The 13,440-nt window shown below is 60.9% G+C and carries 12 protein-coding genes; 10 read left to right on the forward strand and 2 right to left on the reverse strand.

From position 1 onward, the window contains the following. Positions 1 to 134 precede the first annotated feature (134 nt). Complete coding sequence (ycaC, locus tag HXW87_RS15515) at positions 135 to 767, forward strand: isochorismate family cysteine hydrolase YcaC (protein ID WP_041074995.1); 633 nt, start codon at positions 135 to 137, stop codon at positions 765 to 767. Between the two features lie 135 nt (positions 768 to 902). Here ycaC and HXW87_RS15520 read toward each other — a convergent pair whose 3' ends face one another. Both HXW87_RS15520 and HXW87_RS15525 read right to left on the reverse strand, forming a co-directional pair. After that, positions 903 to 1,640 carry a Fic family protein gene (locus HXW87_RS15520; protein ID WP_239776508.1) on the reverse strand — a complete coding sequence of 246 codons (738 nt, stop codon included), beginning with the start codon at positions 1,638 to 1,640 and terminating at the stop codon, positions 903 to 905. Further along, positions 1,637 to 1,900, reverse strand: coding sequence for a hypothetical protein (locus tag HXW87_RS15525; protein ID WP_041074997.1), 264 nt, complete (start codon positions 1,898 to 1,900; stop codon positions 1,637 to 1,639). Before HXW87_RS15525 ends, HXW87_RS15520 begins: the two co-directional genes overlap by 4 nt. A gap of 264 nt (positions 1,901 to 2,164) precedes the next feature. On the opposite strand from HXW87_RS15525, the gene HXW87_RS15530 reads away from it, so the two are divergent. The 9 genes from HXW87_RS15530 to HXW87_RS15570 all read left to right on the forward strand — a co-directional run bounded on the left by HXW87_RS15530 (position 2,165) and on the right by HXW87_RS15570 (position 13,410). Next, positions 2,165 to 3,100, forward strand: a complete 936-nt coding sequence (locus HXW87_RS15530) for a Gfo/Idh/MocA family oxidoreductase (protein ID WP_239776509.1) — start codon at positions 2,165 to 2,167, stop codon at positions 3,098 to 3,100. A gap of 215 nt (positions 3,101 to 3,315) precedes the next feature. Next, the gene (locus tag HXW87_RS15535; protein ID WP_182404383.1) at positions 3,316 to 4,368 is read left to right on the forward strand and encodes an isopenicillin N synthase family oxygenase; all 1,053 of its coding nucleotides are present in this window, start codon (positions 3,316 to 3,318) and stop codon (positions 4,366 to 4,368) included. A gap of 27 nt (positions 4,369 to 4,395) precedes the next feature. Beyond that, a complete protein-coding gene (locus HXW87_RS15540) occupies positions 4,396 to 5,205 on the forward strand; it encodes a MetQ/NlpA family ABC transporter substrate-binding protein (RefSeq protein WP_182404384.1) in 810 nt (269 codons plus the stop codon). Then, entirely contained in the window at positions 5,202 to 6,002 is an 801-nt protein-coding gene (locus HXW87_RS15545) for a methionine ABC transporter ATP-binding protein (RefSeq protein WP_182404385.1), read from the forward strand. The genes HXW87_RS15540 and HXW87_RS15545 overlap by 4 nt, the downstream gene beginning before the upstream one ends. After that, positions 5,999 to 6,670 carry a methionine ABC transporter permease gene (locus tag HXW87_RS15550; protein ID WP_145595627.1) on the forward strand — a complete coding sequence of 224 codons (672 nt, stop codon included), beginning with the start codon at positions 5,999 to 6,001 and terminating at the stop codon, positions 6,668 to 6,670. Before HXW87_RS15545 ends, HXW87_RS15550 begins: the two co-directional genes overlap by 4 nt. A gap of 8 nt (positions 6,671 to 6,678) precedes the next feature. Beyond that, entirely contained in the window at positions 6,679 to 8,229 is a 1,551-nt protein-coding gene (locus tag HXW87_RS15555) for a sugar ABC transporter ATP-binding protein (RefSeq protein WP_239776510.1), read from the forward strand. Beyond that, the gene (locus HXW87_RS15560; protein ID WP_182404386.1) at positions 8,222 to 9,247 is read left to right on the forward strand and encodes an ABC transporter permease; all 1,026 of its coding nucleotides are present in this window, start codon (positions 8,222 to 8,224) and stop codon (positions 9,245 to 9,247) included. Before HXW87_RS15555 ends, HXW87_RS15560 begins: the two co-directional genes overlap by 8 nt. Before the next feature lie 31 nt (positions 9,248 to 9,278). Beyond that, the gene (locus HXW87_RS15565; protein WP_182404387.1) at positions 9,279 to 10,334 is read left to right on the forward strand and encodes a substrate-binding domain-containing protein; all 1,056 of its coding nucleotides are present in this window, start codon (positions 9,279 to 9,281) and stop codon (positions 10,332 to 10,334) included. A gap of 688 nt (positions 10,335 to 11,022) precedes the next feature. Then, a complete protein-coding gene (locus tag HXW87_RS15570; RefSeq protein ID WP_182404388.1) occupies positions 11,023 to 13,410 on the forward strand; it encodes a TonB-dependent receptor in 2,388 nt (795 codons plus the stop codon). Positions 13,411 to 13,440 lie beyond the last annotated feature (30 nt).

The raw sequence follows: 13,440 nt of genomic DNA on the forward strand, positions 1-13,440 counted from the left end.
GGGTCATGGGATTGTCCGTTATGAGTTGACAGTGAAACGCTTTTCAGCCGATTTATCGGTTTCGGTGGTGTCAGTAATCTGTGCCCATGTTCAACGCAACGCCAACCACCACAACCAAGAAAAGGGAATCAAACATGAGCACTGCAACCTACAACCGCCTGAACAAAGACGACGCCGTAGTCCTGCTGGTCGACCACCAGACCGGTCTGATTTCTCTGGTTCAGGATTTCTCGCCAAACGAATTCAAGAACAACGTGCTGGCGCTGGCCGACCTGGCGAAATTCTTCAACCTGCCTACCATCCTCACCACCAGTTTCGAACAAGGCCCCAACGGCCCGCTGGTTCCGGAACTGAAGGAAATGTTCCCGGACGCGCCATACATCGCCCGTCCAGGCCAGATCAACGCCTGGGATAACGAAGACTTCGTCAAGGCGATCAAGGCCACCGGCCGCAAGCAGATCATCATTGCCGGTGTCGTGACCGACGTCTGTGTCGCATTCCCGACCCTGTCGGCACTGGCCGAAGGCTTCGACGTATTCGTCGTCACCGACGCCTCCGGCACGTTCAACACCACCGTTCAGCAAGCCGCCTGGAACCGCATGACCCAGGCCGGCGCACAAATGATGAACTGGTTCTCGGTCGCCTGTGAGCTGCACCGCGACTGGCGCAACGACATCGAAGGACTGGGCAATCTGCTGTCGCAGCGGATTCCGAACTACCGGAACCTGATGAACAGTTACTCGGCGTTGACCGCGCAGCAAAAGTGACTGCAGCGTTGTGAATGTGAAAGCCTGCCCTGAAAAGCAGGCTTTTGTTTTTCGGTTTCAGTCTGCTGCAGGCGTGTCGAATCACTCAAACGTAATGAAAATTCGCAGGGAAAAGGGACGCTTCAAAACAGACACTCACTCAATGGGCTGCGCTCTATAAGTTTTATAGAGCCGCTGAACCTCAGGATCATCCAGGCTTTCATAGGTGATGCCCTCTTTATCCAGACCATCCAGTCCTTTTATGCCGCCAATCATTTCAGGCCACTCTTCACGGCTGGAGATGTCAATGATGAAAGGTGTCAGGTAACGATCCAGATGACCTTGGAAAGGATCTCGAATCTCGTCACTGAGGGCTCGCAGATATTCATCTTTGCTTGTCATTGCCCAGTTGATGGCGAATTTGGTCCGAAAGCACAGCTCCATGTATACGAGCAGGATCGTGCGTCCATTGCCGTCCAGAAAAGGGTGCGCAGAAGCCAACTGACCCATGACTTCCCCGGGCCGAGCACGGAAGCGCTTTTTGTTTGCCGCGAGTTCGAGGGCGTATTCGACGGAGCGTTTGATCAAGTCGGGACGCTCAAATATCGTGTGATGAGGATCATCTTTCGATCCCTTGAAAACTGCCAGATGGGGGACTAGCTCATTCCTGTCTTTCCCCGCCCAAGGGTAAAAACCTGCGAAAAGTATTTCGTGTGTTTTCAGGACTGCCTTGTAGTCAATGGGCTTTTTCTTGGCGAGGTAGGCGAGAGCGTCGTCGATACTGGCTTCAAATGAGAGGTGCTCGGACTCTTTGACTTCAATGGGATCTTTGAGTTTGAGCGAGTTCTGAAGATAACCTTCAGTCTCAAAATCGCCAAAGGGGTCGAAACTCATGCACTGAGTTGCTTTTTGCAACGCCTTTTTTCCTGCAGGTAGCGGCCTTGGAGGGCCATGATTTCTGTTTTGCTCAAAACGCCTTTTCTTTTCAGGTTGACGAGCAATTGCTCAACACCGTCCAGTTCCACGACATCACCGGCCAGGCGCGTGATGGTCACCGCCATGCAACTGAGGTTGTCACGATCGGCGGTAACCTTGTGGGCTTTGGCAAGCAGGCGAACTTCAGTCGCGACGCTCTGAGTGGCTGATCTGGTCATTTGGAACCCCCTCGTTTTCTCTGTCGGAGCATAGCACGGCGTCGTTTCTGTGAGCGTGCCGGCTAACGTTCGGCTATCTGGGAAGGTACGTAAAGAAAGCAGGCTCTATTCGTCTGCGCCGCTGCATTGATGCACGCTACCCTGCGCGATGAACCGAGCGCTGACATCTGCGGTTTTTTGATCAGACTCAGCTGGGTATTCCCAGTCGTTTACGGCTAATCTGCGCACTCGCTGACGACAACAAGACAACAACAGGAGTCACTGATGCAACCGATCCGTCTCGGTCTGGTGGGCTACGGCAAGATTGCCCAGGATCAACATGTTCCGGCGATCAACGCCGATCCCGGATTTCGTCTGGTGGCGGTCGCCACGCAAGGTAAACCCTGTGCCGGGGTGGAGAACTTTCACTCGTTGAGCGAGTTGCTGGAACATGGCCCGGAGGTGGATGCGATCGCGTTTTGTACGCCGCCGCAAGGACGATTCGCACTGGTGCAGCAGGCGCTGGCCGCCGGCAAACATGTGTTGGTGGAAAAACCGCCGTGCGCCACGCTGGGCGAGGCGATGGCTTTGGTCAATCAGGCCCGGCAGCAGGGCGTCAGTGCGTTGTTCGCCTGGCATTCGCGCTACGCCCCCGGTATTGAAGCTGCCCGTGACTGGCTCGCCAGTCGCACCTTGCAAAGCGTGCAGATCGACTGGAAGGAGGACGTGCGCAAGTGGCATCCCGGGCAGACCTGGATCTGGCAACCCGGTGGTCTGGGCGTTTTCGATCCGGGCATCAATGCCCTGTCGATTGTCACCCGTTTGCTCGCGCAGCCACTGTTTGTCGAGTCCGCCGAACTGCGGGTACCGGACAACTGCCAGTCGCCGATTGCCGCGTCGATCAAGATGTCCGATGCCAGCAGACTCGACGTGCAGGCCGAGTTCGATTTCGACCACGGTCACGACGAACTCTGGAGTATCGAGATTCGCTGCGCCGAAGGTGTGCTGCGTCTGGACAACGGCGGAGCGTTGCTGAGCATCGATGGCGTGCGCCAAGTGGTGTCGGAAGAGGGCGAGTACACGCCGGTGTATCGACACTTCCGGCAACTGATTGGTGATCGGGCCAGCGATGTGGATCTGCAGCCACTGCGGCTGGTGGCGGACAGTTTCGTTGTCGGCAGCCGGGTGGCAGTCGAGCCGTTTTATGATCCGGCACGCTGATCAGTTGAAGCGGGATAGCGGTTGTGCGATGACGGCGAACCTCAGCGTCAGGCCTAAGCTAATGCAAAAAGGGTATTTGTTTGTGGTTTTTAAGATCGTTTAGTTTTGTCTCACGACGAATCAAACGCATCAAACCGATAGACCCCCGATTGCCATGACGGCACACGCTGAATCGATCAAAGGCTCTTCAGGTTTGGTTCACACGGGAGTGAATCATGCCGCATACCCTCGATATCACCACGCTGCCGACGCTGGACCTGTCGTTGTTCGAAGGCACCGCGCAACAGCGTTATGAATTTCTTGAAAACCTGCGTCACGCCGCGCGTGACGTCGGCTTTTTCTATCTCACCGGCCATGGCATCGACAGCGACCTGCTCAAGCAGGTGCAGGATCACGCCCGGCAGTTCTTCGCCTTGTCCGAGCACGAAAAAACCGCCGTCGGCATGATCAATTCGCCGCACTTTCGCGGGTACAACCGTGCCGCTTCCGAGATCACCCGTGGTCAACCCGACTGGCGTGAGCAATTCGATCTCGGCGCCGAGCGTGAAGCGTTGCCGCTGGACGCGGACAGCCCGTTGTGGGCGCGCTTGCAGGGACCCAACCAATGGCCGGCGGCGCTGCCAGAACTGAAACCGCTGCTGCTCGAATGGCAACAGGCGATGACGCGCATGGCGTTGCGCCTGCTGCGTGCCTTTGCCCAGGCGCTGTCGCTGCGGGCGGACGCGTTCGATCAGTTGTACGGCGACAAGCCCAACGAACACATCAAGTTGATGCGCTACCCAGGCCAGGCCGCCAGCGCGAGCCAGCAGGGCGTCGGCGCGCACAAGGATTCCGGGTTTCTGAGCTTTCTGCTGCAGGACCAGCAGGCCGGTCTGCAAGTGGAGGTCGAAGAGGGGCGCTGGATCGATGCGTTGCCTCGCGACAACACGCTGGTGGTAAACATCGGCGAACTGCTGGAGCTGGCCACCAACGGTTATCTGCGCGCCACGGTGCATCGGGTGGTGTCGCCGCCCGCAGGCAGCGAGCGTTTGTCCATCGCCTTTTTCCTCGGCGCGCAACTCGATGCCGTGGTGCCGCTGTACCCGTTGCCCACCGCGCTGCTGCGCGAAGCGCGTGGCCCGGCGAGTGATCCGCTCAATCCGCTGTTTCGCGATGTCGGCTGGAACTACCTCAAGGGCCGGCTGCGTTCGCACCCCGACGTCGCCCGGCGCTTCTATGCCGATGCGCTGATGCCCGCCGCACCGGCTCGCAAGACCGTCAACGCCTGATTCATCACTCGCTCAAGGACTCCGCACATGTTGAAAAAAGCAGGTTTGACCCTGGCCGTGCTCGGCGCGCTGGTGACTTCGTTCGGTGCTCAGGCGCTGGAGCCGTTGCGGGTGGCCGCTGATCCGGTGCCCCACGCGCAGATTCTCGCGTATATCCAGACTATCGATCCGCAACTCAACCTCAAGGTCATCGAGATTCCCAACGGGGTGAACTCCAACGAGCTGTTGGTGCACGGCGATGTCGATGCCAATTACTTCCAGCATCTGCCGTACCTGAAATCCCAGGAACAAGCGCTGGGGCAGAAACTCGCGGTGGCTGCCACGGTGCATATCGAGCCGCTGGGCATCTATTCGCGCCGGCACAAAAGCTTCGCCGAGGTGCCGGAAAAAGGCACCGTCGCCGTGCCCAACAACGTCACCAACCTGAGCCGTGCGCTGTACCTGTTGCAGGACAACGGGTTGATCAAACTCAAGCCCGGCTTCAAGGATCCGGCGGCCGATCAGGCCACGCCCAAGGACATTGCCGAGAACCCGAAACAGCTGAAGATCCTGGAAATCGAATCGCCGCAGATCCCACGGGCGCTGGACGACGTCGACCTTGCGGTGATCAACGGCAATTACGCACTGGAAGCCGGACTGGTGCCGGCCCAGGATGCGCTGGGGCTGGAGAAGGCCGAGCACAATCCGTACGCCAACATTCTGGTGACCACGCCGAAACTGCAAAACGATCCGCGCATCGCACAACTGGCCAAAGACCTGACCTCGCCGCAAGTGGCGAAATACATCAGCGATAACTTCAAGGGTTCGGTGATTCCAGTGGAGGATGCCAAGCCATGATCGTCGTCGAGCAGTTGAGCAAGACCTACCCGTCGGCGCCGGCGCCGGCACTGGATCAGGTGTCACTGAGTATTCCCGACGGCGCGATCTACGGCATCCTCGGGCGCAGCGGCGCAGGCAAGTCGACCCTGTTGCGCTGTCTCAATCTGCTCGAACGCCCGGACAGCGGGCAAATTCTCATCGACGGCGTGGACCTGCTGACCTTGACGCCCAGCGACCTGCGTCGCCAGCGGCAGCGCATCGGCATGATTTTCCAGGGCTTCAATCTGCTGCATTCACGCACCGTGTTCGACAACATCGCCGTGCCGCTGGAGATCGCCAACGTCGGCAAACCGTGGCGCCATGTGCGGGTGCGCGAGCTGCTGGAACTGGTCGGTTTGACGGACAAGGCGCAAGCCTTTCCCTCGCAGTTGTCCGGTGGGCAAAAACAGCGGGTGGGGATTGCCCGCGCCCTGGCAGCGGAGCCTGCGTATCTGCTGTCGGACGAAGCCACCAGTGCACTGGACCCGGAAACCACCGCGTCGATTCTTGACCTGCTGCGCGATATCAATCGGCAACTGGGCGTGACCATTGTGCTGATCACCCATGAGCTGGACGTGGTCAAGTCGATCTGCGATCACGCAGCGTTGATGGCCGACGGGCGCCTGGTCGAGTCCGGCCCGGTGCCGCGTTTGCTTGCCGATCCGCAGTCGAGTCTCGGCACTTCGTTGCGTCCGACCTGCGGCCTGCCGCTGGGCCACGACATCCCCGGGCTCAGCTTCCTCAAGCAATACGGCGTGCGAGCGGCTCAGTCATGAACCGCGCGATCAACTGGGCTGAAATCCTGCAACTGCTGTTCAACGCCACCGGCGAAACCCTGTACATGGTCTTGCTTGCCGGGCTGTTCACGCTGCTGATCGGTTTGCCGCTCGGGGTGTTGCTGTTTGTCAGTCGCCGCGACGGACTGTGGCCGCTGCCACGGCTCAATGCCGCGCTGGGTTCGCTGGTCAATCTGGGGCGCTCGCTACCCTTTGTGGTGATGTTGATTGCGCTGATTCCGCTGACGCGTCTGCTGGTCGGCACCACCCTCGGCAGCACCGCGGCGGTGGTGCCGATCACCATCGGCGCGTTTCCGTTTTTCGCGCGGATCGTCGAGAACGCGCTGGACGAAGTCGACAAGGGCCGGATCGAAGCGATCCTCGCCATGGGCGGCGATATCCGCCATGTGATTTGCAAAGTGCTGCTGCCCGAAGCGCTGCCGGCCCTGCTGGCGGGGATCACCCTGACGCTGGTGATGCTGATCGGTTTTTCTTCCATGGCCGGGGTGATTGGCGGTGGCGGCCTCGGTGATCTGGCGATCCGTTACGGCTATCAGCGTTTCAACAACGAAGTGATGGTCGCCACCGTGGTGGTGCTGGTCATTCTGGTGCAGGGCGTGCAGAGCCTGGGCGACCGGCTGGTGCGTTCGCTGGCCCATCGACGTTAAGGAATATTATGAGTGTCGTCGTGGCCCGCGCGCCGCTGATTCAGGTGCGTGAACTGAGCAAGCGCTTCGGCTCGAGCAGCGCCCTGGATCGCGTCAGCCTGCAGATTCATCCCGCCGAAGTGGTGGCGTTGCTCGGTGCCAACGGTGCCGGCAAATCGACGCTGGTGAAGATTCTCGCCGGCAGCCAGCGCGCTGATAGCGGCGAGATTTACATCGACGGCCAGCCCCGGCAATTCAGTTCGCCGCTGTCGGCCCGTCGGGTCGGAATCGTTGCCGTGCATCAGCAGATCAATGAGGGCATTGCGCCCGGTTTGAGCGTGGCGGAAAACCTCCTGCTCGATGAGTTGTGCAGGCCCGACGCGGACTTCTGGCTCAACCGCCAGCGCCTGCTGGAGCGCGCCGCGAGTATCGCCGCCGGGCTGGGCCTGAAATTGCCGCTGGAGCAGCCGATTGAACACCTGGGCCAGGCCGAACGGCAGTTGGTGGTGCTGGCGCGGGCCTTTGCCCTGCAGCCGCGTCTGCTGATTCTTGATGAGCCGACCGCCGCGTTGTCGGATGCCGAGGCGCAGCGGCTGTTCGGGCTGATTGACACCCTGCGCAGCCGTGGCGTGGCGATTCTGTACATCTCCCATCGCTTGTCCGATCTGCAACGGGTGGCGGATCGCGCCATTGTCCTGCGCGATGGTCGACTGGCCGGGGAATTCAGCGCACGGCAGTTGCCGGAAGCGGTGCACGCCATGCTCGGGCAGGCGCTGGACGGGCATGTCTACACGCCCGGCAGCGTGGGCCGAAAAGTCATTGGTGTGCGCGGTTTGCAGATTTTGCCGCGCTCCAGGCGTTTCGATTTCGACCTGTACCAAGGCGAAGTGGTGGTGCTGACCGGGCTGCTCGGCGCCGGCAAAAGCGAGATGGCCGAAGTGCTGTTCGGTTTGCGCAAAGCCGTGGCCGGCAGCCTGCAACTCGATGGCATGGAGTGGCTGCCGGGTTCGCCAAGGGACGCGATCCACAGCGGTGTATTTCTCGCGGCGGAGGATCGCGCCAGTCAGTCGCTGGTGCCGGATTTCTCCCTGCGCCGCACCCTGACGCTGCCGTTTCTGCAGCGCTTCACCCGTGCCGGTTTCATTCGCAACCGCGCCGAAGCCGCAGCAGTCGAGGCGCAAGTCGCGGCGCTGGGGATCAAGACTGCCGGCATCGAGGTGCCGATGAGCGCGCTGTCCGGCGGCAATCAACAGAAAGTTGTGCTGGGTCGCTGGCTGCTCGGGGCAGGGCGGGTGTTGATTCTCGATGAGCCGTTTCAGGGCGTCGACGTGCGCGCCCGTCGCGAGATCGGCCAATTGTTGCGCGACACTGCCGGCGGCCGGGCAACCCTGGTGATTTGCGCCGATGTCGATGAAGCCCTGGAAATCGCCGACCGCATTCTGTTGGTGCGCGATCACGCGGTGGTCGGCGAATACCCACGTGCCGGTCTTGAGCGCGCGACCCTGGTCGCTGCGCTGGCCGGTAGCGACGCTAGCGAAAATCCCTTTCATGCCACGCCAAGGAGCAGAGCGAGTGCCTGATTCGAGTTCATTGTTGTCGTCCGCTACGGCACCCGCCGAGCGCCTGCTGCACGCGCTGATCCGCTACGGCCTGTTGTGGCTGTTGGCGCTGATCGTGGTGTTTTTCAGTGTCGCGGAGCCGGCGTTTTTGCGCGTCGGCAATCTGTTCAGCATCTTGCAGTCGGTGTCGATCGTTGCGCTGTTGGCCCTCGGTGTGACCCTGACCATGGCCGTCGGCGGACTTGATCTGTCGATCGGTGCGGTGGCGGCGATGAGCCTGATGATCGCCAGTTACGTGATGGTGGTGCTCGGCTGGGGCGCGGTGCCGGCGGTGCTGATCAGTCTGGGCGGTGGCGCACTGGTCGGGCTGCTCAATGGCTGGCTGATCGTCAAGCTGCGGGTGCCGGATATTCTCGCGACGCTGGGCAGCATGTTTCTGGTGATCGGCGTGCAACTGATTCCCACGGGTGGGCGCTCGATTGCGGTGGGCATGACCTTGCCCAGTGGTGTGGAAACCGAAGGCAGCTTCAGTGCGGCGTTTCTAGCGCTGGGACGTGGGCGTTTGTGGGAGGTGGTGCCGGTGCCGGTAGTGATCACCGCGCTGCTGGCGCTGGCGGTGTGGCTGTTTCTCGAGCGCACGCGCATTGGCCGATTGTTCTATGCGATTGGCGGTAACGAGCAGGCAGCGCGATTGTCAGGCGCGCCAGTGCAGCGCTTCAAGTTGCTCGCGTACGTGCTCTCGGCGTTGCTCGCCTCGCTCGGCGGGTTGATGTTGGCGGCGCGCCTGGGTCGGGGTGATGTCAGCTCCGGCAACGGTCTGGTGCTCGACGCCCTCGGCGCGGCGCTAATCGGTTTTGCCGTGCTCGGCGCGAAGAAGCCCAATGCGTTCGGCACGTTGGTCGGCGCACTGTTGGTGGCGTCGCTGCTCAATGGCCTGACCATGCTCAACGCGCCGTATTACGCGCAGGATTTCGTCAAGGGACTGGTGCTGGTGCTGGCCCTGATGTTCACCTTCGGCCTCGCGCATCGGGCGCGCTGAGCCGGTTCATTTGTCGCTGCAAGGAAGATGTATGCACGGTTCAATCAAGCAGTTCGCACGCCACTGCCTCGCCGGCGCGGTGCTCTCGGCGTTGGCTTTGAGCGCACAGGCCAAGGCATTGCCGGGTGCTCCGGCGCCGTTCGACAAGGGCCAGGTGCAGATCGCGCTGGTCGGTTATCTGTTTTCCGGGGACTTTCCCGAGGCGTACCTGCGCGGCGTGGAGAAACAGACCGAGGCGCTGGGGGCCAATCTGCGGGTGTTCGATGCGCGGCAGCAGGCGGCGAGTCAGGGCGAGATGATCGATCAGGCGATCGACCTCGGGGTCGACGGGATCATCGTGCAACTGGGCCTGGCGGAAACCCTCAAGGGACCGATTGACCGGGCGATCGCCAAAGGCATCAAGGTGGTAGCGTTCGACGTTGACCTGAACAGCCCGCAAGTGACTCAGGTCGAGCAGGATCACCATGCACTGGCGCGACTGGCGCTGGATCAGGCAGTGAAGGACAACGGCACGCGGTTCGATGCCGGTTACGTGTACATCAGCGGCTTCACGCCGATGGAGCGCCGCGACGAGATCTGGAGTGAGGTGAAAAAGACCAATCCGGGCATCATCGAGAAGGCGCGGTTCGGCACGCTCAATCCGCCGATTGCCAACTCGGTGGCGGATCAGGCCAGCGCAGTGCTGCGGGCCAACCCGGATATCAGCGTGATCTTCGCGCCGTTCGACGAGTTTGCCAAAGGCGCGAAAATCGCCGTCGACGAGGCCGGGTTGGGGCGCAAGGTGAAGATCTACAGCGCTGACATTTCCACCGCCGACATCCAGATCATGAAAGAACCGGACAGCGCCTGGGCGGCGACCGCAGCGGTCAATCCGCAAGTGGCAGGGGCGATCAGCGTGCGCAGTCTGGCAATGTTGATTGCCGGCGAAAATCCGGGGCATCAGGTGCTGGTGCCACCGACCCTGATCACCCGTCAGCAACTGCTCGATCTGGACGTGAAAAACGTTCGCGACCTAGCGCAGAAACTCCCGGCGTTCGGTGATACCGCCAACGTGGCGCGGGCGGAGTGGATTCCTGTGGCGAACTGAAAAATCTGTATTCATCCACCGATCCCTGTGGGAGCTGGCTTGCCAGCGATAAGGTCCGTTCAGCCACCTTATTTATTGACTGATACACCGCTTTCGCTGGCAAGCCAGCTCCCACAGGTTTTGTGGCGTGCACCAATCCGCTGATCGACACAATCCACTGTGGGAGCGGGCTTGCCCGCGAAGGCGCCGGTTCAGTCGAGAACGACGTTGGATGTGCCAACGCCATCGCTGGCAAGCCAGCTCCCACAGGTTTTGTGGCGTGCACCAATCCGCTGATCGACACAATCCTCTGTGGGAGCGGGCTTGCCCGCGAAGGCGCCGGTTCAGTCGATAAAGACGTTGGATGTGCCAACGCCATCGCTGGCAAGCCAGCTCCCACAGGGAAGTTGTCTACATTTTAGTTAGTTGATCTTTAGTTGGTTTAAGTGTTGATGGAACAACACTTGTGTTGCTCTAAATACAACTATTCAGCCGGATCTAACCTAAGTGTTATTGGTTCTTTTACGGCAAGCCTTCAGCCCGTCTAGCATCGGTGTTCAACGGAGAAACTGACTTTGGGGATTCTGCGCTTCAGTCACTAATCAGCCTTCCTGATTTCCAAAACTACAGCAGACATTGCCGTGCATTGATTGCCGACCCTTTATTGTCGGCAACGGCCGGGTATTAGCTGCGATAAAGGAGCTGTCACATGTATCAGCGTTCCCGTTCATTACTGGCCATCGCGGTGGTCGGTGCGATCTGGCAACTTCCGGCGCAAGCCGAAGACACTTCTACCCGCGTTGACGATGACACACGGCTGGGTACCGTGCTGGTCACCGGCACTCGGGGCACGGCACGTACGGTGCTCGACTCTCCAGTGCCGGTGGACGTGTTGACCGCCGCCGATCTCAAGTCCACGGGCGCGGCCGACGGTGAACTGGGCCAGGCGCTGCAGACGTTGCTGCCATCGTTCAGCATGCCGCGTCAGTCCAACTCCGGTGGCGCTGACCATGTGCGCGCCGCACAGCTGCGCGGCATGAGTCCGGACCAGGTGCTGGTGCTGGTCAACGGCAAGCGCCGTCACACCTCGGCGGTGGTCAACGACTCGTCGAAAATCGGTCGCGGCACGGCGCCGGTGGACTTCAACTCGATCCCCATCAGCGCGATCAAACGCATCGAAGTGCTGCGCGACGGCGCCGGGGCGCAGTACGGTTCCGACGCGATTGCCGGGGTGATCAACATCATCCTCGACGACGCCCCCGAGGGCGGTGAAGTGTCCACCAGCTATGGCGCGTTTCACACTCATCAGGACGCCATCGGCAGAACCACCACCGACGGCCAGAACAGCGTGACCACCGCCAAGATCGGCACGCGCTTGGGCGAAGAGGGCGGGTTCATTCGCGGCGGCACCGAGTACAAAAATCGCAACCCGACCAACCGCGCCGGTTTCGATGGCTTTGCCGATACCCCGGACCAGCGCAATTACGTGATGGGCGACGGCCTGGCGCGGGACGTCAACCTGTGGTTCAACAGCGAGCTGCCGCTGGCCGGCGGCAAAGCCTACAGCTTCGGCACTTACAACCAGCGCCACACCACCGGCGCCGAATTCTATCGCTACCCCTACGAGCAGCCGCAGTTTTATCCCAACGGCTACCTGCCGCAGTCGCTGGGCGACAACAAGGACGTCTCTGCCACCGCCGGTTTCAAAGGCATGATCGGCGAAGACTGGGACTTCGACAGCAGCGTTACCCATGGCCGTAACCGCTTCGACGGCTCCACCCGCCGCACCCTTAACGTCAGCCTCGGCGAGGACTCGCCGACGAAATTCGACACCGGCGATTACGAGCTGCGCCAGACCACCACCAACCTCGATTTCAGCCGCGAGCTGCGCCTCGGCGGACGCTCGTTCGTGCTGGCGCTGGGCGGTGAATACCGCTACGAAAACTACCTGACCTACGCCGGTGACGCGGCCTCGTACATCGGCTCCGGCGCTGACGGCGCCAACGGTCTGCGCCCAAGCGAAGAATCGGACCTGGACCGCAACGTGTTTGCCACCTACGCGGAAATTTCGGGCGATCTGACTGACCGCTTTTTCGTCGACGCCGCCACCCGCTGGGAACATTACGATGATGCCGGCAGCAAACTCACCGGCAAGCTCAGTGGTCGCTACAAACTGACCGAGCAGTGGGCGTTGCGCGGTGCGGTGTCGAACAACTTCCGCGCGCCGTCGCTGGCGCAGAGCGGCTTTCAGAACACCACCAGCAACTTCGGCGAAGGCGGCACGCTCACCGATATTCGCGTGCTCTCGGTCAACGACCCGATCGCCCGCGCGCTGGGGGCAGAGAAGCTCGATCCTGAAACCTCGAAGAACTTCAGCCTCGGCCTGACCTTCCAGTTCAACGAGCGCTTCGATGCCTCGCTCGATGTGTTCCGCATCGACGTCAAGGATCGCATCACCCTGTCGCAGCGCATCGGCAGCGATGCCATGGAGCAATACATCAACGATAACTTCGGTGTGGCCGGGGTACATGATGTCAACTTCTTCACCAATGCCGCCGACACCAGCACCCACGGTGCCGAACTGGTGCTCAACTACCACCAGCCGCTGTATGAAGGGCAACTGGGCCTGACCACCGCGTACACCTACAACCACACCAAAGTCACCAGCACCAAAGGCACGCCCGCGCAACTGACGGCGCTGGGTATCGGCAACGATGCGCTGGTCGGCGTTGAAGAAACCAACACCCTGACTGACGCGGCGCCCAAGGATCGTTTCGTGTTTTCCGCCAATTGGGCCAGCGAACACTGGGGCTTGCTCGGGCGTCTGACCCGGCAGGGCGAGACCACCCGCGTCTTCGACTTTGGCGACTCGCAACCGGAGCAGACCTACGGCGCGGTGTGGCAACTGGACGCCGAGGTGACCTACAAATTCACCCCGAAATTCAGCGTGGCCCTGGGCGGCAACAACCTCACCGACAACTACCCGGAACGCTCCGGCTCGGCGATCAACTACGGCGGCAACCTGCCGTATGACGTGCTGTCGCCGATTGGCACCAATGGCGCGTATTACTACGCCAGCGCCACTTACGGCTTCTAAGTCGAACCGCCACGGATGGCGGACTTTTTG

It is taken from the genome of Pseudomonas sp. Y5-11, from assembly GCF_022368695.1.
Lineage (GTDB): Bacteria > Pseudomonadota > Gammaproteobacteria > Pseudomonadales > Pseudomonadaceae > Aquipseudomonas > Aquipseudomonas parakoreensis.

What these genes read in the sequence shown, in the direction of transcription:
- HXW87_RS15540 (WP_182404384.1), top strand. Translation starts at nt 4,396, where the DNA reads ATGTTGAAAAAAGCAGGTTTGACCCTGGCCGTGCTCGGCGCGCTGGTG.
- HXW87_RS15555 (WP_239776510.1), top strand. Translation starts at nt 6,679, where the DNA reads ATGAGTGTCGTCGTGGCCCGCGCGCCGCTGATTCAGGTGCGTGAACTG.
- HXW87_RS15520 (WP_239776508.1), bottom strand. Translation starts at nt 1,640, where the DNA reads ATGAGTTTCGACCCCTTTGGCGATTTTGAGACTGAAGGTTATCTTCAG.
- HXW87_RS15525 (WP_041074997.1), bottom strand. Translation starts at nt 1,900, where the DNA reads ATGACCAGATCAGCCACTCAGAGCGTCGCGACTGAAGTTCGCCTGCTT.
- HXW87_RS15535 (WP_182404383.1), top strand. Translation starts at nt 3,316, where the DNA reads ATGCCGCATACCCTCGATATCACCACGCTGCCGACGCTGGACCTGTCG.
- ycaC (WP_041074995.1), top strand. Translation starts at nt 135, where the DNA reads ATGAGCACTGCAACCTACAACCGCCTGAACAAAGACGACGCCGTAGTC.
- HXW87_RS15570 (WP_182404388.1), top strand. Translation starts at nt 11,023, where the DNA reads ATGTATCAGCGTTCCCGTTCATTACTGGCCATCGCGGTGGTCGGTGCG.
- HXW87_RS15530 (WP_239776509.1), top strand. Translation starts at nt 2,165, where the DNA reads ATGCAACCGATCCGTCTCGGTCTGGTGGGCTACGGCAAGATTGCCCAG.
- HXW87_RS15550 (WP_145595627.1), top strand. Translation starts at nt 5,999, where the DNA reads ATGAACCGCGCGATCAACTGGGCTGAAATCCTGCAACTGCTGTTCAAC.
- HXW87_RS15545 (WP_182404385.1), top strand. Translation starts at nt 5,202, where the DNA reads ATGATCGTCGTCGAGCAGTTGAGCAAGACCTACCCGTCGGCGCCGGCG.
- HXW87_RS15565 (WP_182404387.1), top strand. Translation starts at nt 9,279, where the DNA reads ATGCACGGTTCAATCAAGCAGTTCGCACGCCACTGCCTCGCCGGCGCG.